At 39.4% G+C, this 25,948-nt stretch carries 21 protein-coding genes; 3 read left to right on the top strand and 18 right to left on the bottom strand.

The annotated features are described in order from the left end of the window. Positions 1–17: 17 nt before the first annotated feature. From DS737_RS05970 to DS737_RS05940, 7 genes are read right to left on the bottom strand one after another with little or no spacing between them, the layout of a single operon-like run. The gene (locus tag DS737_RS05970) at positions 18–1,241 is read right to left on the bottom strand and encodes an MFS transporter (RefSeq protein ID WP_113997039.1); all 1,224 of its coding nucleotides are present in this window, start codon (positions 1,239–1,241) and stop codon (positions 18–20) included. 41 nt (positions 1,242–1,282) lie between these two features. Beyond that, positions 1,283–2,494, bottom strand: a complete 1,212-nt coding sequence (locus DS737_RS05965) for an NAD(P)/FAD-dependent oxidoreductase (RefSeq protein WP_005089811.1) — start codon at positions 2,492–2,494, stop codon at positions 1,283–1,285. Between the two features lie 24 nt (positions 2,495–2,518). Then, entirely contained in the window at positions 2,519–3,451 is a 933-nt protein-coding gene (locus DS737_RS05960) for a VOC family protein (protein ID WP_005089809.1), read from the bottom strand. A 12-nt stretch (positions 3,452–3,463) separates the two neighbouring features. Continuing rightward, the gene (locus tag DS737_RS05955) at positions 3,464–4,228 is read right to left on the bottom strand and encodes an SDR family oxidoreductase (RefSeq protein ID WP_113997038.1); all 765 of its coding nucleotides are present in this window, start codon (positions 4,226–4,228) and stop codon (positions 3,464–3,466) included. Then, positions 4,221–5,288 carry an aromatic ring-hydroxylating oxygenase subunit alpha gene (locus DS737_RS05950; RefSeq protein WP_005089805.1) on the bottom strand — a complete coding sequence of 356 codons (1,068 nt, stop codon included), beginning with the start codon at positions 5,286–5,288 and terminating at the stop codon, positions 4,221–4,223. Before DS737_RS05950 ends, DS737_RS05955 begins: the two co-directional genes overlap by 8 nt. A gap of 17 nt (positions 5,289–5,305) precedes the next feature. Beyond that, the gene (locus DS737_RS05945) at positions 5,306–5,605 is read right to left on the bottom strand and encodes a recombinase-like helix-turn-helix domain-containing protein (RefSeq protein WP_004639801.1); all 300 of its coding nucleotides are present in this window, start codon (positions 5,603–5,605) and stop codon (positions 5,306–5,308) included. A 25-nt stretch (positions 5,606–5,630) separates the two neighbouring features. After that, positions 5,631–5,936: a non-heme iron oxygenase ferredoxin subunit gene (locus DS737_RS05940; protein ID WP_005084771.1), complete on the bottom strand. Its 306-nt coding sequence runs from the start codon at positions 5,934–5,936 to the stop codon at positions 5,631–5,633. 266 nt (positions 5,937–6,202) lie between these two features. Between DS737_RS05940 and DS737_RS05935 the strand changes: the two genes are divergently transcribed. Further along, on the top strand, positions 6,203–7,015 hold the full coding sequence (locus DS737_RS05935; protein ID WP_113997037.1) for an IclR family transcriptional regulator: 813 nt from the start codon (positions 6,203–6,205) through the stop codon (positions 7,013–7,015). Between the two features lie 104 nt (positions 7,016–7,119). Here DS737_RS05935 and dhbA read toward each other — a convergent pair whose 3' ends face one another. The 9 genes from dhbA to basE form a co-directional block, all read right to left on the bottom strand. Next, complete coding sequence (gene dhbA / locus DS737_RS05930; RefSeq protein WP_113997036.1) at positions 7,120–7,866, bottom strand: 2,3-dihydro-2,3-dihydroxybenzoate dehydrogenase; 747 nt, start codon at positions 7,864–7,866, stop codon at positions 7,120–7,122. A 61-nt stretch (positions 7,867–7,927) separates the two neighbouring features. Next, a complete protein-coding gene (locus DS737_RS05925; RefSeq protein ID WP_113997035.1) occupies positions 7,928–9,097 on the bottom strand; it encodes an isochorismate synthase in 1,170 nt (389 codons plus the stop codon). 127 nt (positions 9,098–9,224) lie between these two features. Beyond that, a complete protein-coding gene (locus DS737_RS05920; RefSeq protein ID WP_113997034.1) occupies positions 9,225–9,995 on the bottom strand; it encodes a 4'-phosphopantetheinyl transferase family protein in 771 nt (256 codons plus the stop codon). Then, complete coding sequence (locus DS737_RS05915; protein ID WP_113997033.1) at positions 9,985–10,719, bottom strand: thioesterase II family protein; 735 nt, start codon at positions 10,717–10,719, stop codon at positions 9,985–9,987. Before DS737_RS05915 ends, DS737_RS05920 begins: the two co-directional genes overlap by 11 nt. A 55-nt stretch (positions 10,720–10,774) precedes the next feature. Continuing rightward, a complete protein-coding gene (locus DS737_RS05910; protein WP_113997032.1) occupies positions 10,775–12,367 on the bottom strand; it encodes an ATP-binding cassette domain-containing protein in 1,593 nt (530 codons plus the stop codon). Then, entirely contained in the window at positions 12,364–13,974 is a 1,611-nt protein-coding gene (locus tag DS737_RS05905) for an ATP-binding cassette domain-containing protein (protein WP_213068183.1), read from the bottom strand. Before DS737_RS05905 ends, DS737_RS05910 begins: the two co-directional genes overlap by 4 nt. A gap of 244 nt (positions 13,975–14,218) precedes the next feature. After that, positions 14,219–15,370: a histidine decarboxylase gene (locus DS737_RS05900; RefSeq protein ID WP_113997031.1), complete on the bottom strand. Its 1,152-nt coding sequence runs from the start codon at positions 15,368–15,370 to the stop codon at positions 14,219–14,221. 117 nt (positions 15,371–15,487) lie between these two features. Further along, positions 15,488–16,357 (bottom strand): isochorismatase, encoded by an 870-nt coding sequence (locus DS737_RS05895; RefSeq protein WP_113997030.1) that lies wholly within the window; start codon positions 16,355–16,357, stop codon positions 15,488–15,490. 18 nt (positions 16,358–16,375) lie between these two features. Further along, positions 16,376–18,004, bottom strand: coding sequence for a (2,3-dihydroxybenzoyl)adenylate synthase BasE (gene basE / locus DS737_RS05890; RefSeq protein ID WP_113997029.1), 1,629 nt, complete (start codon positions 18,002–18,004; stop codon positions 16,376–16,378). Between the two features lie 172 nt (positions 18,005–18,176). Here basE and DS737_RS05885 point away from each other — a divergent pair, with 172 nt between their 5' ends. Continuing rightward, positions 18,177–21,143: a condensation domain-containing protein gene (locus DS737_RS05885; protein WP_171287577.1), complete on the top strand. Its 2,967-nt coding sequence runs from the start codon at positions 18,177–18,179 to the stop codon at positions 21,141–21,143. Positions 21,144–21,178: 35 nt separating this feature from the next. Continuing rightward, positions 21,179–22,489: a putative histamine N-monooxygenase gene (basC, locus tag DS737_RS05880; protein ID WP_113997028.1), complete on the top strand. Its 1,311-nt coding sequence runs from the start codon at positions 21,179–21,181 to the stop codon at positions 22,487–22,489. 69 nt (positions 22,490–22,558) lie between these two features. Here the strand turns inward: basC and DS737_RS05875 are convergent, their stop codons facing one another. Both DS737_RS05875 and DS737_RS05870 read right to left on the bottom strand, forming a co-directional pair. Next, entirely contained in the window at positions 22,559–24,886 is a 2,328-nt protein-coding gene (locus DS737_RS05875; RefSeq protein ID WP_113997027.1) for a TonB-dependent receptor, read from the bottom strand. Positions 24,887–24,973: 87 nt separating this feature from the next. Continuing rightward, a complete protein-coding gene (locus tag DS737_RS05870; protein WP_113997026.1) occupies positions 24,974–25,942 on the bottom strand; it encodes a siderophore ABC transporter substrate-binding protein in 969 nt (322 codons plus the stop codon). Positions 25,943–25,948 lie beyond the last annotated feature (6 nt).

The raw sequence follows: 25,948 nt of genomic DNA, 5'->3' as shown, positions 1-25,948 counted from the left end.
TTTGATGAATAGTTTGATTAATAACGTTTCAATAAAGGAAGCAAGAAGAATGACCCAATAACGGCGACTGCTGCTAAGAAGGTAATTCCTAAATTAAAACTGTTTGTTTGCATCACGATGTAACCGATAAGAACTGGGGCAATTGCACTGGCAAAATTGCCCATTCCATTGAAAATCCCGCCTGCTGTTGCACCGACATCAGCTGTCGTCACTCGTGCAAGTAATGCAAAGACTGCTGCGACACCAAAACCCCATGCCATTGCACTGAAAGACATGGCTGCGATGACCAAAAATGGATTGGTCATAATCACCATGACGTACATGAAAATACCTGCCACCAATAAGCCACCAAAGACTTGAATCGCACGGCGTCCGGTCTTGTCAGACAAGAATGCGCCGATGATTTCACCAATGAGCATCGCAATGAATGGGAAACTTGAATAAATACCAAACTCTTTAAGATTGAAGCCTTTGTCTTGGATTAAATAAGAAGGAACCCAACTGTTTAATCCCCACAAATACGTCATCAAAGCGATATTAAAAATACATACCAACCAGAATGAACGGTTTTGTAATAAGACTTTGGTATTCAGAATATGACCTTTGAAATTGATGCGTTTGCTGGTCGATTCCAATTCAATGGTTTTCTTCAGCTGTAGATCACGCAAACCAATGATGATCGCAACCAAAGCAACAAGTGTTAGCGCAGCCATCACAAAGAATGTGGTATGCCAATCATATTTTGCTAATACAGCAGCTGTAATCGGGAAGCCTAGAAAAGCACCAATCGGCGTGCCTAATAAAAACATCGTTGACGCACGTGCTTGCTGACGATCGGTATAGGTCTGTTTAACAATGGTATATGCGAGTGCAAACAATGGACCTTCAGCCAAACCCAGTAAAACGCGTAAAAACAACATTCCTGCATAACTGGTGGTAAAGCCCATGCACAGCATCAGCACACCCCAAGATGCAACACTCCAAAACAGCATTTTCTTTGGGTCGAAAATATCACCTAGGAAACTGAGAAATACAGATGAAAAACCGTAAGCCAGCAAGAAACTGGTCATCAACCATCCTAGCTTCGCTTTGTTCTCCGCAATCTCCATTGCACCTTGGAAATGTGGATCAGCAAATAAAACCGCAATACTAATCTTGTCAAAAAATGCGAGTACAACACACACCATCAGGACAAAAGCAGGCACCCAATGCTTAAATCCACTTTTTTCTTCATTACTCATACTTCATTCCTTCGATTGAGTCATGAACCAGAATTTAATGTTTATGGTTTTAATTTCATGACATTAAATTCAGGGTCTGCTAATAGTTTTGGGTCTAATACGGTATTGGACTGCATCCAACGTTTTGCCAATTTGACCAATTTTGAGTCATTGATTGCGATCATATTGATTAAACAATTTTGATCATCCAGATACAGATAACTACATTGATCATCCGTACTTCTACGTACCACTGTCTGCTTGGTTCTTTCTGGTTGATAAGTCCCTAATATCTGAATATTGAAGTGATATTGATCCGACCATAACCATGGAATATCGGTATATTCAGTTTCTATACCCAGCATCGATTTAGCGGCTGCAATTGCTTGGTTCTGCGCATTTGCCCATGACTGAATGCAATAACCTAAACTAGGATGGATCGCCACATCACCTGCAGCATAAATATCTTGATCAGAGGTTTGACCAAAACAATTCACTACGATACCGTCTTTGACATCCAAGCCGGCATTGACACCCAGCTCTTTTGCAATATCAGCACCTGCACCAACCACCACACAATCAAATAGTTCACTCGTATTGGGATGATTTACCACTTCAACTTTGTGATGACCTGCTTCAATCAAATGTAAGTTTTTACTATTCAAATGAATTTGCGTACCTTGTTGCTGATGCATCGCTTTCAAAAAATCAGATACATCGGGACTGACACTTCGAGCACAAAGACGATCACCATATTCAAAAATATGAACCTCTTTGCCCTGTTTACGAGCAGTCGCTGCAATTTCTAAACCGATCCAACCACCACCAACAACTGCCAACTTTTGAGCATGTTGTAAAATTTCTGCAAGGCGTTCACAGTCTTGTACATTGCGTAGTGTCACGACATTTGGAATAAACTGCCATGTGTTAACTGGCACACGAGCACGACTTCCCGTTGCAATCAATAACTTGTCATAAGGCAATATTTGGCCACTTTCTAAAACCACTTGCTTCTGCTGACGGTCGACTTGGGCTGCCACAGCAGGCTTATGCCATTGAATATTAAATTCTTGCATCTGCTCTGTTGAAAACAAATTTAAGCTTTCATAACTCGCCTCTTTCGAAAGTACTTGTTTTGAAAGTGGTGGACGTTCGTAAAACACCTGATCCTCATTGGAAACCACATGGATTTCACCTAAGAAACCATTTTGACGCAGCGTACTCACCGCCCAACCTGCGGCTTGTCCCGCCCCAACGATCACGATTCTTTCCATAGCATTTCTCCCTGCTTCATCGCTTTATGCAGGTTTAACCTGACGGCGGGTATGGTCATCTAAACCACCCTCGATCGCCCATTCAGTGAATAGTTCCAAGCGATGCTCTTCAACACGCGGCTGCCATTCTTCAGTCAAATAATCATCATTGGTGTAATACTCAAATGCACCACCCAATGGTGAATTGACATACCAGAAATAAGCCGAAGAAATTGGATGCCGACCAGGACCGATAAAAGTTGACCACTCAGAACGGTTCATATTCAAACCGCCACCAATCACTTCGTGAATATCACGAACTACAAAAGCAACATGGTTTAGACCAGCAGGTTTATTGGGGATCGACAATAAAAACAGGTCATGATGAAAACCCTTGCCACGACAGCGTAAGAATGCACCACGATTACGATAGGCATCAGATAGATAGAAACCTAGCTTTTCAATATAGAATTTCTCAGTTTTTTCTAAATCTGGAGTAAAGAACACCACATGACCAATCGCCACAGGTTGACCTTTCTCGTATACAGGACTAGCAGCATTAATACGATTTACACTGCCATATTGATTGATCCCTTCAGTTCTTAGTGCAGGTAACTCATGCGTGAAACTTTGTTGAAAACGAATCGTCATTCCATTTGGATCTATACATTGCACCAGATCAGTGGTGGCTTGGTATCCATCCACATCAGCCAAACGATCTGCTAAATCTGCTAAATCTTGTTCGGCGTCATCAAGCCCCCACGTCACTTCACGTAAGGTAGAGCCTGATTCAATGGCCTGAGGTAGACGTGTATCATCACAATCAAACAAATAAATCTTGCTACCATTTTGGGTTTGATAAAGATCAGTACCTTCAATATCTGAACTTCTCTGAGTTAATCCAAAGTCTGCCAAAAACTTATTGGAAGCAGCCCTGTCCTCAACACCAAACTTTAAAATCTCAATCCCTGTAATCATGAGATAAACTCCTTAATTAAAGACAAAACCGCCATTCACTGGAATATTTTGACCTGTCACAAATGAAGACAAATCCGACAGTAAATACAGTGCTGTTCCGTTTAAATCCTGTGGTAGTTGCTGACGCTGAATCGCACGACCATTCACATATAAATCATGACGTTCTTGCGGTACATATTCAGTCGCCTCTACCAGTGTTAAACCCGGTGAAAGCGTATTGATACAAATATTGAATTGCCCAAGCTCTCTCGCCATCGAGCGTGTCATGGCAACCAATGCACCTTTACTCGCAACATAAGCCATCAGATTCGGTGCGCCCCACAAAGCCGTATCCGAAGCAACATTAATCACTTTTCCAGCATCCGCCTGTTTGAGATATGGAACACATGCCTTAGTCACCAACCATGTGCCTTTGACATTGATGTTCATGACCCGATCCCAAAGATCAGCGTCATAATCCATTAAACTTTTACCGCCAACATTGGTTGCTAGAGCAGCACAATTGACTAAACCGTCTACTCCACCTAAATATTCAACAGCCTGTTCTACAGCCTGCTGAATTGAAACAGCATCAGACAAATCAATTTTTACAGCCTCAACTTTTAAACCTCGTTGTTGAAGTTCAATCGCTTCTTTCTGAACAAGTTCATCTAAAATATCCGCCATGACAACTTGAGCACCTGCTTCAGCAATTGCTTGTGCAAAGTCACGTCCCAAGCCTCTTGCCGCGCCTGTGACAAGGACTTTTTTGCCTTGTAACAATGCAACATTAGCCATGCGCTTCTTCCTGCATTTCAATACGGTTTGAGGTATTCAAAGCTGCAATTTTCTTTAACTGCTTTTCTGCTTCTTTTTTCATTAAACGGCGTAAACGAGACAAACCGACATCATGTTGATAGAGGAATTCTTGTTGACGTGCATTCGGTGCAAGGTTTTCTAAAATAATGCGATCTTGTTCCAATACGTCCCAATGCAATTTTTCTAAATGATTGCGGTAAAGGAAGCGCCACACATTACGTTGCCAACCACTAACTTTACGGCAACGCCAGAAGAATACACGGGTATTGTTAGCATCAATTGGTGTTGCATAGCCCACGATCCAGAACTCACCACCCGGCCCAAAATCTTTGCGATAAGGAATCGAGAGACGTAACCAGCTTGCACCTGTATTGGCATATTCAACCCAGTCGAAATTGACACCAATTTGACCTTCTTTTTCAAAAACAAAACCATGTTCAGTTGAACGGTGCTTCATTTCTGCGGTGCGATCTCCTTCAGCCATTGAGTGCGAAGTACAATGCAAATAGCTACCATGCATTGGGTCCATGACATTATCAATCGCATATTGATGATTCACTTTCCAATCTGCTTGGCAAAGAAATGCACTCCAGTCTTCACTCGCAAGTTGTTCAGGAAAATCGAGTGCTTTCGGTTCTTCATTTGGGTCGATCCCAAACCAAAGGAAAATTGCACCATGTGCTTCGATCACTGGATAGCTTTTAATACATTTTGTGCCTTTCATTGGACATTCATGTACCGCTGGTACATCTTCAACCACACCGTCATGGCGAACCTCAACACCGTGATACCAACAAGCCACACGATTTCCAAGATTCCAACCTAAAGAAAGACGTGCACCACGATGCGGACAACGATCTTCTAAAGCATGAACTTGACCTTGGTCATCACGCCAAACCACAATATTCTCGCCCAAACGAGTGATACCCACTGGATTTGCGGCGACTTCCCAGCTTGCAAGCACTGGATGCCATTGATCACGTAAACCTAAATCTAAATATTCTTCGACACTCGGCGTAGCTGATACTGCTGCGTTCATAATCGTTCTTCCTTGAATCAATAACCTAAACGTTGCATTTCTTCTGAAAAACTTTCAGAAGTCCAAAGCTCACCAGACTCACAACGGAAACCTTGCTGATTTAAAGTCTGTACGAGATCATTCAGCTCAGTCACACCAGCTGAAAATGCTTTGATTAAATGTTGTACAAAGTCTTGTTCATAAACCGTTGGTTCTTTATAACGAGTTTGCCAAATTAATAATTCTGGCTGCCCTGGAACTTGGATATTGTTAATTCCTGCTTCGGTTGCTGGCACTGCATGGATCCAGTTAGCTAGCTTCTCATTAAATGTTTTCACGCGATTCCTTCCTTCTCATTAAGACCTAGAGTTGAATTTGAACTTCTTGCCCTTCAACACGTACAGGATAAGTGCATAGATCACGACATCCTGGTCCACTCTTTAGCTCACCTGTTTGAATATCAAAAATCGCCTCATGCAAAGGACATTCAACGGTCTGATCTTCAATAAAGCCTTCTGTTAATAATGCGTAGGCATGTGGGCAAACATTCTCGATGGCAAAATATTTTTCGTCGATGAAAAATACGCCAATTTTCTTACCGTCAACTTCTATGGCTTTTGGCTCGTCTTCGGTTACGTCATCTTGCTGACAAACTGAGATCCAACTCATCCTTGCATCCTCATTTGTTTTATATATAAAACATTATTTGATATAACAAACTTTAATTAAGAATACTCCTATGCTTATTTTTTTGTCAAACTATATATATTGTTTAAAATCATATGTTTGATATTTATTACACATTATTTTACGTTTTACTTAAAAAATTTTGTTTTATATATAAAACTATCTTTTAACTCTGCTTTGCAGTTAGAATAGAACCCTAAGAAAATTAAATTTTTATTATTTGCGTTTTTTGTAGGAAAATTAAACTGATGAACCCAACGATAGAAACAGACTCTCAAGAATCTGAACTCACTAAAAATGATGATCGCTATTTAGTACCCGGCTTGGTACGTGGTTTGGCAATTTTGCAAGCCTTTAACCAGCAAACCCAAGAAATGACCATCACCGAGATTGCTGAAATTTTAGAAGTAAACCGCTCTAGCGCTTTCCGTCTGATCTACACCTTAGAATCATGTGGTTTCCTCAGAAAAGCATCGCAAAAAACCTACGCGCTTGATTCAAAAGTAATGGAACTTGGTTTTAATAGCTTGTCGAAACAATCGCTCTTAGATCTAGCCACCCCTTTAATGAAAGAGCTGCGTGATCAAACCAAACTTGCTGTACATTTATCCATTTTAGAAGGTACACACATTGTATTTATCAACAATGTGCAATCCAATGGAACTTTTACCAGCAATATTGGTTTAGGAACACGCTGGCCAGCGCACGCCACAGTGATTGGACAAATGATGCTCGCTGACTTAAGTGAAAGTGAAATTCGTGAGCGATACAAACACTTTAATCAATGGGATACTTTTTCCGAATTAACACCGAAAAATATGAAAGAACTGCTTCAAAGACTAGGCTTTGTAAAAACACAACGATCAATGGTCAGTTGGGGACATTTCAATCATGATATGGCTGCTTGTGCTGCGCCTATTTTTAAACAATCGACTGGAAAAATGACCGCTGTTTTATCTGTCAGTTGTCCATTAGGCACTTATGACGAACATTACTTTAAAAATGAAATCGCAGATCTAGTCATTCAGATGGCAGATAAAATTTCTAAGTTTATTTATTAACGCAATATAGAGTTAAAACAGTTGTGATTTTTCTACAACATCAAAAAAATCTCTCAACCATCGATAAGATAGTTGAGAGATTGAATGGAAAAGCTACTATAAAATCAACTGCCCAATGTTGCTCCACCATCAATGACCAAATCGTGCATTGTAATATGCGTTGATTGTTCACCAATAAAAAACAGAACTGCATTGGCAATATCACTCACTTTCGCAATTTTCTTTAACGGTATCCCCACCTTAAACTGCGAAAGATTACCCAGAATTGTATTCTGTTCACCCTGACTATTTTCCCATAATTGATATTGCATAGCCGTCGCTGTTGAACCTGGGGAAATAATATTAACGCGTACACCATACTGAGCGAGCTCAAGTGCCACTGTTTTGGTGAAATATGTGAGTGCCGATTTTGATGCGCCATATGCGGACATATTCATGCGGGGTACTTTTGTTGAGTTAGAGGAGATGATGACCACATTTCCCATCTTTTTCTTTTTAAAATATGGGCTTAAATGGCGAAAAAAATGAAATGGTGAAAATAGATTGACCTCAAATGTTTCTCTCCATTGTGCAAACGAAATTTCATCATGTTCACCTAAATGTAAAATCCCAGCGACATGAATAAAATAGTCTGGAGGACTCTCTAACAATAAGGTACGACAGAGTTTAGCGATTTGCTGTTCATCACGTATATCACAAACATGTATCATTTCCTTAAAATGCTCAGGGACTTGATCTTTTGCTTTATCTATACCGATCACCTGTATATTTTCAGCATATAAACGCTGCATGACTTCTAGTCCAATTCCTTGGTTTACTCCAACAACCCATGCAATCTTTTTCTCAGTCATATTCACAATCAAATTCTCATTATAAATTTTATACCCAGCGTGTACTGATCAGGACTCATCATCAAACAGCACTATTTGCATTAAAAATATTTAACATCGTTTGCATTTTTGCTTCGGTTTCAAACCATTCTGCTTCAGCATCAGATCCCTTAACAATTCCTGCACCTGCATACACGCGCATTTTATTTTCACTGAGCAAACCACAACGAATAGTAACAACCCACTCTCCGTTACCATCTGCATCCATCCATCCCACCAAACCGGTGTAATAATGCCGATCATAACCTTCATGATCTAAGATAAATTGCTTAGCCACATCTGTGGGCGAACCGCATACTGCGGGTGTCGGATGCAACTCCAATGCAAGATTGAGTGCATTGGGTGCTTGTCTTTTGAGAACACCTTGAAACTCAGATGATAAATGCAACATGGTTGAGGTTTCTAAGATATCGGGAAATTCAGAAACTTTAAGCTCAACACAGTAACTCACTAGATTTTTAAGTATGTTTTCGACCACGATTCGATGCTCATTCTGATCCTTTTCCGAATGATGTAATTCTTGTTTACTGCACAAATCTTTTTCTGAAATATTGGATTTAGGTCTGGATCCTGCCAAAGGGTTACTACTTACAATGCGATCCTGTTTCGATAAAAGTAATTCTGGGCTGGCACCTAAAATATAATGATTATGCTCTACGGGGATCACAAAATTATAGGCATTTGGATTTTGTTTTAATAACGAACTTAACAAATTTTCAGGTTTTTGCTGATGATCAAATTCATACTCAACAGCTTGAGAAAGAACTACTTTTTCAACCTTTTTTGCCTCAAAAGCATTTAAAGCGAGCTGCACTGCTCCTTCAAATTTTTGACGTTGAATTAATAGTGATTTATTTACAACTTCAACTTGATCACGATCTCGCAACGGATGAAAATCCGATGTTTTCTGTGGCTTTTTTTGATAATCAGCGTAAAAATTCAGGCTACTTTTCTTTGTAATATCAAAAGGGATTGCGCCGATCAGAATCGGATTGCGACTACCCTGTTTTTTCATCTCATCAAAACACTTGGCAATTTCATCATTAAACAATGTGATATTTGCAGCAGGTGTATTGATTGTCTTAACAAAGTCTTTCACCGTTAAATGATAATTTTTCGTAGAAAAACATGAAAATTTATGTTGATCATTATGCTCTAAGTTTTGCTCTGCGGATGTTGTAGTTTGCATCATGTTTAAGTTGCCTCTCGCATTGATATTTTCAAGCGGATTTAGTGTTGCTTCTTCTAAATATAGGAAATGTATAAGTGCTCAAACACATTAATACAAATGATTATCATTATCAATAATGTGAAGTGTTTTAAATGCAAGAAATTGTAATTATCTCGTTATCTGTATCGAAAAAATGAACTTTGGTAACTATGGTATTCTTCAGTGAGGAACCGAGATGAATACGAAACCAGATAAAATCATCTACTATCCCATCAAAACGAATTGATTTAAAATCAATTATTTGCTTATATTTAATATAAAAGGCTTTGATCACACTTTCTTTTGCAGAAAATACGAGCAAATATAAATCAGGTTTTTTAAAGCCTGTATTTGCAAGTGCTGCTTGCTCATCTTCACTTAGAAAAACATGGTAAATTTCATCATTCTGTTGAAACAATGTTTGGCACTTTTTCGATTCTATGTCGATTCCAAATGTCTTATCAGCACAATTATGCTTTTGAGCATATGCAATAGCACAACATAAACGCGGATGACTGACATGACTAATACTTCCAATAACAGCGTCAGGCCATATTGGTTCACCTTGGTGACCTTGATGAATAACACAATCCTGCAAATTCAAATCATGTAAGGCATATTTCGCAGCCAGACGTCCCGTAAAAAACTCTAACTGTCGAATTAACCCTGCATTCTTTATATTAAGAGGAAAAAAAATATTAAAATGCTGATAGAGATCATCAAGCTGAACTAGCGTTGTTAATGGCTCAACTTGAATATTATGTATTTCTAATCCGAAGCACGTTATTTTTTCATGTTGAATATTGAAATGATCCAAGGATTGTATGGACTGTGTATTCCAATCTGTTATGTCAGGAATTGCGTGCATATCAAGCAACATTCAACGTCAGTTTTTCTACTGTTTGTGAAATTTTTTTAAGCATTTTTATTCGTGTCTCGGGATCTAAAAAATAAAAATGATCTCCGTCCAACTCAACACTACCTAACCAATTGTCTGTGTGTTGCTGCCATGCATCCATCATTATTTTGTTTGGAATATCAGGATCATCTTTACCATAAAATGCGATGACAGGAACCTTCGTTTTACTCAGTTTTTCACCCAACAATTGGCTACTTAGATAAAAATCATTTCGAATAATTCTGAGGAAAAAAGTCAATGCCTCAGGATTATTTAGGATTTCATCGGGAAAATTATTATATCGCTTCAATTCATTTATAATTTCTTTATCCGTCAACGCATGCTTATAACGCATATGTTGGATATAACTATGTTCTGGACGACTACTGATTACAATCAATTTCAACTGATCAATCACTGGTTTTTCATTCAAATAATTGAGTACTTTCCAGATCAAACCGCCTCCCACACTATGTCCAAATAAAATAAACGCTGTTTCGGGGTAAGCTTGTATTTCATTGGCAATTTGCATCGCCAATAGATTAGGATCATTCATCAAGGGTTCATTTATTTTTAGCCCATGACCCGAATATTCAATAGGAATAATACGAATATTGTCAGATATCTGCTTCTTCCATGGATAATAAATACTCGCACTACTCCCTGCAGGCGGTAAGCAGAACATATTATATTGATCTTTATTCATTTTAATGATCCTACAGCCCCTAAGCACTGCACAAGACTCAGGGGTTGAACATTAATTAAGTCAGGTCGGTTAAAGTTAGGGTTTCGGTTGGATGCCAAATCGTTGCATCACGATGGGTAACGAAAATAACGGTAGAAGACAGACCACGAATTTCGGCAACAATTGCTTGCTCAGTCTTTTCATCTAAAGCAGAGGTCGCTTCATCTAATATTAAAATTGGCGCATCTTTGAGTAATGCGCGGGCAATCGCGACACGTTGACGCTCTCCTCCTGACAATGCTGCACCTTGTTGTCCGACTGATTGATTGATCCCTTCTGAACTACGATCAATAACCGTTCCCAATTCCACCCTTCTCGCCACAGTTTCCACTTCTTCTGGGCTGGCGTCAGGTTTTCCCAGCCTAATATTTTCCGCGAGGCTTCCCGTGAATAGAATCGGCTCTTGCGTGACATAAGCAATGTTTGCGACCAAATCCTCATCATTCATTTGATCTAAAGCTATTCCACCAAATGTAATTTTTCCTTTTTGTGGATCATCGAACCGCATCAACAATTCTAATAATGAACTTTTACCACTCCCACTTGGCCCTGTTACCCATACTCTACTCCCGAATGGAATATCAAAAGTAATATGTTTAAGTGCAGGCGCATAACTGATGCTTTTTATCGAAATATCAAAACCAACAGGAGTTTGAGCTTGCAATGGCTTAGGTAACTCTGGTGGATGTGTGATCTGATTAAAGTTTCGTAAGGACGAAAGCAAATCGTTGATATGCAATCCTGCCACGGCGAGTTCAGCTAAAGGGGCTGACGCACGTCCAATCAATATCAACAGTGCCAGCACTAGCGCAGCATTAAGACTACCTGTCAGTACGAGAAAGATTGCCATCCCAGCAATAGGTAAAACACTTGCAAAGGTTGCAACAAAATTTGCAAATGCTGCAGCACGATTAATACGAAATAAGGTCTCTTCTTGTTCTTGCCAACGATGCTCAATTCGTTGAACCGCACCGACTGGACCTGCTGCTGTTCGCAATAACTCAATATGATCCACCAACTCTAAAGTTGCTTGCGAAGCAGCTAAATCAACACGATTACGTTTTTCATCAGTACGCATCAGTGAACGTTGCGCAAGGAATTGTGCCAATAACGAGAGTAAAACCAAAACCAAAGCAACCAGTGCAGTTCGTAACCCCGCAAGTAATGCGATTCCAACCAATAAGAACAACGGCATAAATGGCGCATGTAAAAATGTTTGCAGTTGATGTGCAGGAACGCTCATAAATCCAGGTATTCCCTGACCTGCCATCGCCGCAACTTGAGTTCGCTGTTCATTGTTAAACCAAGAAAGTTTGGCACGAGCTAAAGATCGACCCAATTCTTCAAATAAATCTCCAGCCAAACGAACACCAGTAAGAAAACCTGCACGAGTAACCATCACTGTCACCAAAATAGCGACAATTGCACTAATTACAACGCCTATAGGAGACCAGTGATACACCATAGCAAATGCAAGTACGGTATAAGCAATTGCTTCAATTGCTGCAACAAAAACCCATCCCATTCCAACAGCAATTAATTTATATCTGGCAGCAGGTGGGAGCTTTGAAAAAATCTGTTCATGATTTAATTTAGCTACAGTATTCATAGAGTTCTCCCTGCATCATTGATTGCATCAAGCACTAACCTACTGTCTACGCCAGCAGCCAAAGCTAAATCATGTGTGACAATGACAATCGTTTTATTTTGTTTTTTGGCGAGATCATTTAATTCAAGCATTAACCTCTCAGTATTGGCATCATCTAGTGCACTTGTTGGTTCATCTAACAAAATAACCGATGCTGATGATAAAAATGCACGAGCAATGCCAACACGCTGTTTTTCACCACCTGAAAGTAAACTTGCATCTGCATCCAGATCTACTTTTAATTGAGCCTTGAACAACGCCTGTTCAAGCTGTTCATCAGTTGCATCAACTGCAGATAAGACCAAGTTTTGTCTGACTGTAGTTGCTAATACATCGCCACCTTGAGGGATAAATAAAATCTTTTGATGTCGCAACGTTTCATGTAATTCAGATAAGTCCGTTTCTGCAACTCGGACAACACCTTTTTCTAATACCGCTAAACCAGCAAGTGCTCTCAGAAGTGTTGTTTTTCCAACACCACTAGGTCCTGTAATAGCCGTGATTGATTGAGGTGGGAATGAGTAACTCATTTGCTCAAACACTGATTGACCATCAATAACAAAGCTTGCCTCTACAATTTCAAGAGGGGCATTGCCTTTAAGCTGTTGAATATGTCCCGATGGGAGCATTGGTTCCTTTAGAAATAGAGCTAACCGAGTAGCCGCTGCTCGTCCAGCAGCCACATAATCCAGTCCATGCCCTAAGCGCAATGAAGGTGTCACGATCGCCAGACTAAAAAAAAGCGTTGCAGCCAATGTCATGCTGTCATATTGATAAGCTACAAGATATGCAATTGCAAAAGTTGCAACGGCCTGTAATAAGGCGATTGCCACAGCAGCAAGTGTTGCCACTTTACTTACCCAGGAAACCATATTCTGAGTAAAATGTTGTGCAGACTGAGTATAGGCGGTTAAGGCACCAGACTGTTGACCATAGATTCGATTATCCCGTATACCACGCGCATAATCATCAGCAGCGGCGATAATATCGAGCATAACTTGCATCCGCGCAGCACCATCTCGTTTCGATACATGGGGTACCACGATCAAATAATACAGGGACGCTATAGCACCGGGTAACAACACCCAAAGTGCCATTGGACCAACCAATAGCAACAGCAAAACAATTGAAGCCACAGGAATCACAACAAAAATTGCAATCTCTGAAGGTAAATGCGCCACCATATGATGTAAGGTCGCAATATCATCTGAAACTAAATGCTTTAATTTTTGATCACCTTGCTTAGCAAGTGTCGTTGCAGGCAAACGAGTAAGATGATGAACCACTTGACGGCGTAAACGAGCTGAAAATCCAGCTTCAGCATCGTGTACTAGCCAAGAAGAAAGTCCTGCGAATACTGCACCAACACCCCAAAACGTAACAGAAAAAATGACCCAATAAGCAGACAAATTACCAATGAGTTGCACCATTCCCCATAGTGCAGTTAGCATTGCTAAACCTGAAAGCACGGCAATTAAAGTTCCGATCAATAGTTTAGGAAATGCAGGTTTTAGTGCGGGGGCTAAAGATGGCTCTGTCATCACCTGAGATAACTTTAAATCACACATATTCAGCTCGCTTTATACTGAATAAAATAACCGCATTCTGAATGAGCTTGTCGTTGCCTCCATCCTTATGCTTTCCTATTTTCATCCTGAATAATAAAGATATTAAAACGTCATTGAATAACTGTTTTTTTAGAAGATTTAATTGCATAAATTATTTCCTAGCGGTGCTATCCGCGTATTATTAGATGATTGGCTCTAGCTCAAAATAAAGATTGATTCGATCAGAACATATTCGTAGAGATGATTAAAAACCAACAGTACGTTTCGATGCACCTTGAAGATCAAAAATGACGTCGTCAATTAAGCGATCAATCTGTCGAGTGTCACGATGGTGTGCTGTGGTAATTAAATGAGCTACATTTCCAGAAGTGGCCAGATAATGCTTCTTCCATACGCGCTCTGAAGGACATGGAAAAACCACAGTGATTGAATTGGGATTTCGCCAAGCTTGGACACCAAAAGCTCGGAAGCGATCAACTGCATACTGAGCCATTTTCAAGCAATGTTGAACTCTTTGCCGTCTCTGTAAAAATGTTTGGCTTCGGATTGCAGCCCACATAAGTAAAACCGTGTGTCCATTACGCGAACCACTAATCGTTTGATCACGAGTGGAGATATAGTCGACATCTACTGCAATACGTCCTACATTTTGACGTTTTGCCACGACAATGCCGCAAGGGATAGGTGAACCAATCATTTTATGACCAGAAACACAAATCGAGTCGACTCCATCAGCAAAAGAAAACGCCTGATGATGATCAACAAAAGGTAAAATCATGCCACTAAGTGCAGCATCAGCATGGATATAATAATCTTGCCGCAAAAATCCAATTTGCTCTAATCGCGTTTGAATCAGCCCAATATCATCGATAGCACCTGTCATGGTTGTTCCAATATTGGCAAAAATAATGGGGTGCTTTTCTTTTGAGGTTTGGATTTTGTTGATCAAATCATCATAATTCATTTCACCATTATCTAATGACTCGATCACACAAGATTTCATTTGCAATAATTTAGCAATTTTCAAAACTGAATAATGCGTATCTTTTGAATAGTACAATGTGGCATCTGGGAATAACTCTCGTGCTAGATAGCACCCAAACATATTGCCCTCAGTCCCCCCATTGGTTACGTATCCCCAGCTTTCCTCAAAGGGAATTTGAAAAATTTCAGCAAAATACGCCATCACATCTTTTTCAAACTCAAAAGAATTCAATGCGTAATTACTATAGTCTTTCCAATCACCACAATTATTAATAGAGAATTTGAAAAAACGGAATAAAGCGGAATAATCAAAATCTGCAGATTCAGGATATCCAATATTAAAATATTGATGCTTCAAACAATAATTCCAAAAGTTTTCGATTCGGTCTTGATCAGCAGGCGATAAAATCATTTTTTGCTCCGTTGCTATGACGATTACAAGTCGTCTAAGGAGTCGCTATCAAAGATGTAAATTTTGTATATAAATTTAGCGACTAGGATTTGCCTCGTACCACATAAATCCAATCATTTATCCCGCAATCCTTTGCCTTGCATCAACCAATGACCACCAATTTGATAAGGTGGGTGTGCGTCCTAATTCTTCAAAACTAATATTGATTCCCTGTGCTTTGAGTTCCGAAGAAAACTGCATAATTCGTAATGAGTCCAATCCATAAAGAATCAGGTTTTCTTCTGGATCTAATTCATCTTCTTCAATAAGCTGCTGAACTTTTTGCTCTAGCCAAGGTCGTGTAATGCCTGTTGTAACATGCCCCACTACAGATTCGGTATCCACAACTTGACCACACCGTGAAGATACATATTTCAAAGCTAAGCGATGTTCTTCTTCTGAAAAATCGGCAACTGCATCTCCGACTAAAAATGGTTGTATATCACTCATGAAAGCTTCAACAGCTGTGATCATGCAACCAATATGTGCATACACGCCACCAATAATGAGCTGATCACGGTTCCAATGTTGCATTCGCTCAAGCAAGTCTGAGCGTTTAAAAGCACTGTAACGCCACTTGGTTAAAACAATGTCTTGTTGATCTGGAGAGAGTTGATCAATAATTTTCTGCTGATCAATTGTAGAAGCTGGCAAACCAGGTCCCCACATTGCATTCAGTAATGCGCGATCTTCAGCTGGTTGCTCATAAGGCTGTGCGGTGTAAACAACTGGAATATTGTGCTGATGTGCCCAATTTTTTAATTGAACCAGATTATCAATCACTGTTTTAATCAACTCACTTTCAGCATCATAAAAATTCAAAAAGTAACGTTGCATGTCATGAATTAATAAAACCGCTCTAGCTGGATCTAATTGCCAATCTGTTTTGTTATTTGGATAACTCTCTGGTTGAGGCATGAGATAGGTCGAAATTTTTGAAATAGCCATATGCTGCTCAATATTGATTTAAGATGTTATAGATGTATTTAAAATAGTGCGAAGTTGTTTTTTATCCACCTTACCTACGGCGGTAAGTGGCAAACTTTCAATGAATTGGATCTGGTCTGGAAGCTTATATTGTGCAATACCCAGTTCCATGAGATGACGTCTAAGCATGACGGCTTTGAGTTCAGGAGCACGAGAAACGATGAATGCACAGCTCTTTTCACCAAATTTCTCATCGCTGATTGCGACCAGTGCTGCATGAACAACATCGGGATGTAAAAGCATCAATTCTTCTACTTCTTCTGATGCAATCTTTTCACCACCGCGATTGATCTGGTCTTTAATCCGCCCTACTACACGCAAATTACCATCAGGAGTACGTTGAACAAGATCACCTGAGTAGTAATATCCGTCTTGATCGAACACCTGCCGATTGTGCTCAGGACTTTGATAATAACCACAAAAAGTATAAGGTCCACGAGTTGCAAGCATGCCAACCTCTCCCTCTGGAACCTCCCTAGACTGATCATCAACGATCTTGATTTCATCATCAGGACTGATTGGACGTCCTTGCGTGGTGAAAACTTGTTCATCTGTATCATCTAATCGGGTGTAATTAACCAAGCCCTCTGCCATTCCGAAGACTTGTTGTAATTGACAGCCCAAAACATTAGGCACTTGACGTGCTAAAGATTCTGGAAAACTTGCACCACCAACCTGAAGCAAAGCCAAAGATTGGATTTGAGCCTGATACTGAGGTGCTTTTTCCAACCACATAATGACAGCACTAGGGACTAAAGATGCCATATTGACTTGATGTTGTTGGATCAGTGCAAAGCAATTTAACGGTTCAGGATTAGGTGCCATCACAACACATCCTCCTGCATGTAAAACACCCAATGCACCTGGTGAACTCAACACAAAATTATGGGGTGCAGGCAGTGCACACAGTAACCGAGTAGCTGAGCTTAAACTACATATCTCAGCACTGGCTCTCACACTATAATCATAGTCATTATGTGTACGTGGAATCAGTTTCGGTGTTCCTGTGCTTCCACCTGATAGTTGAAAAAATGCAACCTCATCCGCAGCCGTAGGCGCAATATCCACAACGCTTGTCGCTGCGGTTTCAATCCATTCAATCAAGCTAAAATCAGTCGGCTGATGATTAAGCATGAGAACGATCTCAGGCGCTAAACAATGCTCATGAAGTGCATCAATAAAATGATTATTACGAAAAACTTCGTGCTGCCGTGAACCAATTAAAAGCTTGGGTTGAATTTGCCTAACAAATGCATTCAGCTCATATTGCCGATGACTATATAATGCATTTAGTGGTACAACACCAACCTTAAGCAATGCAAAAAAGACAATATAAAATTCAGCCACATTAGGAAGCTGTACCAAAGCGGTATCACCTTTACCCAAGCCATTTTCAGCCAATCGCGAAGCCAAATTGCTTGATAGCTGATCTAACTCAGCATAACTAAACTGTCGTTCACCACAAATCACCGCAGGTGAATGTGGATGCAACTTAGCACCTACCGTCAAAATTCGCGTTAAAGGTTGGTCGATCCAGTAACCTTTGTTTCGATAACGCTGCGCCCTCTCCTTGGACCAGTAAACAAATTCAATCATCTGATTTTTCATATCATTCTAAATATTCAAAAACTGGTTTAATGGTTATCAAGCTATTGATTTTGTATACATTTCAATTTTCTTAATTACTAAAATATAGTTTTAATCTATATCGCAGTAAAAGAAATACATTGAGAAAAAACAAACGATCTGTTTTCTGCATGTAATTAAAAATGACTATCAAATGCAACTGGTAATCATTTTCATTTGTTTGTATGATGCTAAAACAAGATTAATTTGTCAACCGAGTTATCGTTCAATGTGTGAATTAACTTCGATGCAAGCTGCCTGCTGGTTTGGGCGGTCTACTAGTACAGATTTAGGTGGGGTTTCAGCCCATCTTTATGCTGAATTTGATGGTCAAATCATCGATCTACAAAAATTAAATTTAGCCATTCAAAGGCTTTATCAAGAACACGACCTGCTACGGTTAAATTTAAGTGTCGATGGCATCCCAAACATTATGTCTGAGACTCCCCATGCGATATTAGAAGTCGAAGATTTTTCGATGCTAAGCGAAAATAAACTTGAGCAAGCGCTGTTGCAAAAACGTGAGCAATGGACACATCAAAAACTAGATTTAAGTAATGGTCAAACCGCAAGGTTTTCTATCAGTGTATTGAAGAATGGGCATTTTCGTTTTCATATTGATACCGATATGATCGCAATTGATCCATCAAGTTTTCGTCGGCTGATGGAGGATCTATCGTTGTTCTATGAAGATCCAGATATATCATACGTTCCCCCCCCGAACTTTTTTGAATGGCATCACCAAACACGTACAGATCCCGATCTTAAAAAATTAAATCAACGAGATCGATTATGGTGGAAACAGCGCTTACCTAATATTACTCCTGCGCCATCACTACCTACCACTCATGAAAAATTAGAAACAGCAAAAAGTTATCGTTTAAGTACATGGTTACAGCCTGAGATCCGCAAAGCGTTACAACAACTGGCACAAAAACAGCACATTACGATCTCTAGTCTAATATTAGGGTTATTTGCATATACGCTTGGAAATGCGACCCAAGATCAAGCGTTTAGATTAAATATTCCAACCTTCTGGCGTGAGCCTATTTTAAAAAATATCGAGCGGAGTATTGGTGATTTTGCTAATTTGGTAATCCTTGATGTTCACATGGAGCAAGCAGATAGTTTAGCAACACTGTGTAAGCAAATAGCAAATCAAATGCTCGATTTACTCGAACACTCGCATTATCCAGGTGTTAACATCCTACGTGATTTATCACGTTATCATGGAGGTGCTGAACTTGCGCCAGTGGTATTTACAGCAGCACTCGATTTAGCAGATGGTGATTTACTTTCTGAACGTGTACATCGGGTTTTTGGTGAAATGAATTGGGTCATTTCACAAGGTCCTCAAGTTGCACTTGATGCTCAAGTTGTCAATCTCAATGGCGGTATTTTAGTCAACTGGGATATCCGTTTGGATCACTTGCCCAAAACATGGATTAGCAGTTTATTTGAATCTTTCAGTGATTTACTTAGAAAGCTTGCAGCTGATCCTGAACAGTTTCATATCCCAATCACCGCATCAGAACAGCCCCCAAAATCACATATAACATCGGTAAAACCACTAAATGCCTTACAACAAGCGTATTTATTAGGTCGTACTCAAACACTTCCGCTAGGAGGTGTCGCTATGCAAGAGTTTCGTCAATATCATGGCAGCATCGATATTGTTTTATTAAGACAACGTTTAATCGAAATGGTACGGCGACATGAAAGCCTACGCACGCATATTGATAAAAATAAATTAACTCAATATCTAAGTGACCAAATTACAGTTAATCTAAAAGAAGTAGATCTACGAGCGTTATCGCTAGAACTCGCTTTTGATCAAATAGAATCTTATAAACATCAATATACACATGATCTCTTCGACTTAAACCAATCACCATGGAATATCACGGTCTTTTTATTAGAAAATCATCTATTAACGATTTTTGTTCGCTTTGATGCATTAATTTTAGATGGCCGATCTATTGCGACACTGATGTTAGAACTATTTGATGGTCAACAATATGATATTGAAACACAAACGCTAGAACATGAAATAGTCCATAACTCGTCTAAACAGCAATCTGATTTAAGATATTGGGAAGAAAAATTTTCCAAATTGACTGATATCCCACAACTTCCGTGGACGACCCCATTACAACAATTGATGACATCGCGTTACCAACGTAAAAAGCTAATCATTGCAAAAGATCAATTTAAAAAATTGTCCAAAATTGGAGCCAAACATTCACTGTTTAAAAACTCAGTCATTATGTCTGTCATTTTACAAGTGTTGTCTCATTGGAGTACTAATCAGGCATTATGCGTTGCTATTCCTACTTTACCTTTATATACGGGGCCATTTGTAAATAGCTCCACATTTATTGCTGTGGAATGGAAATATACAGCGCAATTTGTTCAACAATCCAATCAATTACAAACAGAAATATTAGCGGGTTTACAGCATCTCTCATTTTCTGGTGTTGATCTCGCCCGACTCCTATTTGAAAAAACAGGTAAAGCCCCTGTATTACCTATCGTCATTACCAATGGTTTATCTTGGTCGGTACTGCCAGAGTCACATGCTATTCAACTACAGGACGGGCTTACTCAAACACCCCAAGTTGCAATCGATATCCGTTTTAGCACTGGAAATGATGAGGCTTTGGTCTTCGATATTGATTATGCCGAAGATGCGCTTTCAGCAGAGATGATTGATGACTTTTTACATATGCTTCAATCCGCTATCTACCAAATCATCGACTCAAACATTTTTACATTTGATTTGACTGAGTTAGTTACTGCGCTTCAAAGCAACAGGCAATATTTCAAGAACAATGTCGCTCAATATCAATATAGATCACTTCAGAATAGTACGGTAAAGACAACTAAACAGCGTCATCAACTATTGCAAATCTATTTAGAGGCATTGGGTCAATCTAATAATGACATAACCGATGATTCGATAAATTTCACTCATTTAGGACTTCGTCCACAGCATCTTAAGATCATTTCAAAGCGCATTCGTGAAACTTACGCGATTCAGCTTTCACCTGCTCAACTTATTCATTGTCGAAACATTTCAGATGTAGAAAAACTTCTCGTATCCCATTCACCCGTATTTTGAACATTAAACTTAGTGGAATTATATAAAGTATACTCATGAAAAATATAGATATTGCTGGAATTGGTATTGGACCATTCAATTTAGGATTAGCGGCTCTACTTTCACACCACCCTGAGATAAAAAGTATATTTTTGGAGCGTAAGCCAGAGTTCCGTTGGCATGAAGGATTACTTTTACAAGGTACCACCTTACAGGTTCCTTTTTTTGCTGATCTGGTCACCATGGCTAACCCTTGCCATCCATTAGGTTATATTAATTACTTACATCAACATGATCGTTTACATCAGTTTTATTATTACGACAGTTTTTTAATTCCTCGACGTGAATATGATCATTATTGTCGTTGGGCTTCAAAACAATTACCAGCTTGTCGATTTGGAGAAAACGTCACTGATGTTGAATATGACTCAAAGCTCGATAAATTTATTATAGAAAGTGAATCAGCCTCAGGCGAAAAACAAAAATATATCAGTCAAGATTTAGCGATTGGTATTGGGACTAAGCCTCGAATTCCTCAATGGCTAGAAAAATGTAAACACCCTTTGGTAAAACATTCCGCGGAGTTTGCACAAATTCAGGAACAACTTAAACAGTGCAAGCAAGTCACAATCATAGGTTCTGGCCAAAGTGCGGCAGAATGTGTACTTGCGCTATTTAATGCACTGACTCCAGAACAGGTCGATGCAGGTGCATCTATTCGATGGGTGACACGCTCAGCAGGTTTTCATCCGATGGAGTATTCCAAACTTGGACAAGAGTGTTTTACACCAGCATATATGCAATATTTCCAAAGCCTGCCTAGAGCAAAACGTCGTGACATAGCAGCCAGTCAGGGACTTATCTATAAGGGGATTAGTTTCTCGACTATCGGGGAGATCTATGACGTTCTCTATGAACGTTCCGTTGGCGGGAAAAAATCTGGACTAAGCTTATATTCAAGCTGTGAAGTTGAATCAATCGAACAACTTGAATCAGGTTCTCTTCGTATAACCTGTCTACATACTCAACTGAATCAACAGTGTAGCTTTGAAACTGATGCACTGGTTGCAGCGACAGGCTATGTCCATGATTGGCCTGAATGGTTTGAAAATATGAAAGGTTCTGTTTTAGCTGTTGATGAACAACAAGATTGTATTGTTCAAGAAGACTTCACAGCTTCACGCTGTGATCAGGGACAAGGGAGAATTTTCATTCAAAATGCTGAGATTTTTCAACAAGGTGTTGGCTCACCTGATCTAGGGATCGGTGCAACACGAAATTCAGTGATTATTAATCAGTTGTTAGGACGTAATGCTTATCGAATTCCTAAACAGTCTTCTTTCCAGCACTATGGTTTACCGAGATAAATTGGAACGATGAATAAAAAAACTGCCAAATTAGATATGGCAGTTTTTTTACGTTCTAGTTAGATTCGATTAAAAATCAATTGTGGCAGATAATAAATAAGTACGTGGCGCACCAAGCATTAAACTTGTAAATTGAGGCATTGCCCAATAAGACTTATTGGTGAGGTTATCAATATTCCCGCGGATAGTAATGGGTAATTCAGCAATTTTAGTACTATAACGTGCACCAACTCCAAATATTTCCCGTCCAGGTACTGAAGTTGTATTATCACTGTAAATATATTGTTTAGACGCAGCTGAAGCATTGGCTGTTAAAGTCAAACCTGGGATGTAAGATACATCACCCTCAACACCAAGCTTAGCTTGCAATTTGGGAACACCCGCTACAACATTGCCTAACTCATTTTTAATTCCCGTTTTTGTAATTTTAGGATCAATATAAGTTGCACCTCCCATTACACGAATACTATCAACAGGTGAACCATAAAAGCCCCATTCAATTCCGCGATTACGTTGTTCTCCATCAGCGCCATAAATAGATTTGATTTCTTTATCCGTACTTCTAATTACATAAGAATTTCTGGATTTGATCTGAAATACACTCAACGTATTGGTAAATTTACCGCTGTCAAATTTCACCCCAGTTTCCATCTGTTTAGTTTTAAAAGGAGAAAATATTTGACCCTCGTTTTCGTAGTTTTGCCCCGAAGGTACAGTCCCTCCCGAACTCAATCCTTCAATATAGTTTGCATATAATGAAACATGATCATTTGCTTTCACCAAAATTGCAGCTGCAGGTGTAATAGCACTTTTATCATAACGACCATTAATATTTCGAACCCCTTGACCATTTAGACTTTCGGTAACAATATTTTGATAGCGTAGTCCTAAGGTCAATTGAACCTGATCTTGAAGAATCGACATCGTATCGGCTAAGCCAACACTTGTTAAATTTTCTTTATTACTAAAAATAGGCATTATAGTGGCACGATTCGGTCTCGGCCCCCAATTCGGATTATAGATATTGGTGTTTCGATCTCCCTCAGGAAATCCTTGTCTAATACCAGCTTCATCAACTGTTTCTCGGTAATGTGTTGCATTTAATGCCAGCGAGTGATTTACAGTACCTGTATCAAATTGACCACGTAATCCTACTTCGGCTGATTTACGCTCATATTCAAAACCCAGATGTGCAATATTAAACTTTATATCACCTGCTTCATTTTGTATTTCTGTTTTAGAAGAACCTAAAGTATCGTATTCTGTTTTACTCATACCTGCAGTTGCATAAGCCATCCAACTATCATTCAAGTCATACTCACCACGAACCATCCCACCTTTATCTTTTGTATTATAAACGGTCCATGTAGGATTCAATAAAGTATCGGGGTTTGGCGCTTTAGGTAAATTGACACCTGATAAAATAGTTAAACCACGATTGATACCATCAGCATGGTCACGACTGGTATATAGATCTGCGGAAAGTCGTGCATTGTCACCTTTCCAATCTAAACCAAGCGAAAATAGATGAGTAGTTTTTTCCTGATCTTTAATCGCGCCTTCACCATCTCGATATACACTATTGAATCGCACACCAAACTCTTTGTTTTCACCAAAACGGCGTCCAATATCCAGATGTCCACCAAATTGTGAATCTGACATATAAGTCGTTGTAAAGCGAGTTAGAGGATCGTCCCCTGCACGTTTGGGAACTAAATTGACTGTTCCCCCTAAAGTTGAACCTGGAGGCATACCATTCAGCATCGCCGAAGGCCCTTTCAATACATCAATACGCTCGAACATTTCTGGTGAAGCGCGATATAAAGGAGCAACACCATACAATCCCCCCATAGATGTATCACGACCAGCAGCAACAGAATTTGATCTAAATCCACGGATCGCATAACTTTCTGCAATTACACCATATGCGCCTGTTGAGAAAATAGATGGATCTGTTTTTGCGATTACATCTGTAATATCTTTCGCTTGCTGATCTGAAATATATTTTTCAGTGTATGCAATTGCACTAAATGGGGTTTCCATAGCGGTTTTATCACCTAAAAAACCCAGTGATCTTTTCGATGAAACCTGCCCACCTGCGTAACGATCTTCGTGTTCGGCTTTTACAGTAATGATCGGTAACGATGCGACATTCGACTGAGCATTTTGTTGTTGGTCAATCCCCTTTGTCGAGACATTTGCCACATCAGCATGCGCATTTGATGCGCAGATCATAAAGACTGTGCCCAATGCATAACCAAATCGTAACGCCATCCTTGCAGAGGCAATACCATTTAATGCAAAAGAATGTTTTTTAAATATTTTACGATGTTCAGTTTCTAAATTACGGTTATATATAACATTATTCATTTGAAGGCCTTTAATGTTGTGATTCATTGTTCTATGTACCATCTACTTGAAATACCAAGTAAAATAGTGAAAACCTATGCTTTTAAAATCTTATTCAGCTATTCTTGATGCAGCTTATTGGTAGCCTTTTTTCACGTCATCCATCACTATTTTGAGTGAGGTTGGGCTTGCAGCGGTGGTGTACCACGCATCCGCATCGACAAAAATAACGCGACCATTTTTCCAAGCCTTGGTTTGACGTAATAATGGATTCTCTACAGTTGCAGCATTAATTGTTGAGCGACGTTCCATCACGGCAGTTCGATCGACAATGTAAAGAATGTCTGGATCTGCTTGTTTAATAAATTCGCTCGAAATCGGCTGTCCATGCAAACTTGTATCTTTAGCCTTACTCGCTGGCTTTACCCCGAATGCATTAAAAACAAAGCCATATCTAGACTGAATACCAAAGTTGCTAAAAGCACCATTATTATGTAAAACGACCAGTGCCTTCTCAGGACGGTTGGCAGTCACTGACTGTACTTGCTTCACTTCCGCATCAAGTTCCAATGCTTTCTCACGAGCCAAATCTTCTTTATTGAATATTTGACCTAAAGTCATCAAATGATCTTTAACGAGATTGATATGATTACTCTCACTATCATTAAAATTAATGTCGTAATGAATAGTTGGAGCGATCTTAGATAACTCCTGATAGTGATTAACATGCAATGGTGTCATCAAAATCAAATCTGGTTTAAGTGCATAAATTCGCTCCATATTAGGCTGTACAATTGCACCTAAATCTTGAATTTGCTTATCACTTTTATACTTTTCCAGAAAGTGCGGAACATAATCTTTTGGCATCCCTAGGATCGGGATGTTTAATTGATCCAGAAAATCAGCTTCATTCATATCAAGTACAGCAACACGTTGTGGAAGATAGTCAACGACTGTACTTCCAAGCATATGCTTCACCGTGATCGGTGCTGCTAACTTCTGTACATTTTCGGGAGTATCAGCAGCTTTTTGATCGCATCCTTGTAATGTTATAGCCGCTGTTATGATTAGGGCTAAACCCCAATACTTTCTTTTCCAGTTCATCTTTAT

This window comes from Acinetobacter haemolyticus, assembly GCF_003323815.1.
GTDB classification, from domain to species: domain Bacteria; phylum Pseudomonadota; class Gammaproteobacteria; order Pseudomonadales; family Moraxellaceae; genus Acinetobacter; species Acinetobacter haemolyticus.
The sequence above is the reverse complement of the archived record's forward strand: the minus strand, read 5'-3'. Positions and strand labels throughout refer to the sequence as shown.